Origin of the sequence: Flavobacterium silvaticum, from assembly GCF_012911565.1 — a bacterium.
Classification (GTDB): domain Bacteria; phylum Bacteroidota; class Bacteroidia; order Flavobacteriales; family Flavobacteriaceae; genus Flavobacterium; species Flavobacterium silvaticum.
This window is the reverse complement of sequence record NZ_JAAMPU010000036.1, coordinates 1-289: the sequence shown is the minus strand read 5'-3', so window position 1 is coordinate 289 and position 289 is coordinate 1. Positions and strand designations below refer to the sequence as shown.

General features: G+C 57.1%; 1 pseudogene. It reads right to left on the bottom strand.

What is annotated here, in order from left to right:
- Nucleotides 1-289: pseudogene (locus G6047_RS00120) on the bottom strand (hypothetical protein); the annotation flags it as partial.

Sequence of the window (289 nt, the reverse complement as noted above, 5' to 3'; positions counted from 1 at the left end):
GCAGCGAAATCAGGGACGATGGAATTCGTGACCGTAACCGACAATGTCACCGGAGAGGCGCATTGGCCAGCGTCAGGCGTGAAGACATAATTGCCGCTTGTCGTATTGCTGACAGTGGCCGGCGACCAGCTTCCCGTGATACCGTTCGGAGAGGTCGCGTCCAATGCAGGAACGGAGGAACCCGAACAGAATGGCGGAATGGCAGCGAAATCAGGGACGATGGAATTCGTGACCGTAACCGACAATGTCACCGGAGAGGCACATTGGCCAGCGTCAGGCGTGAAGACAT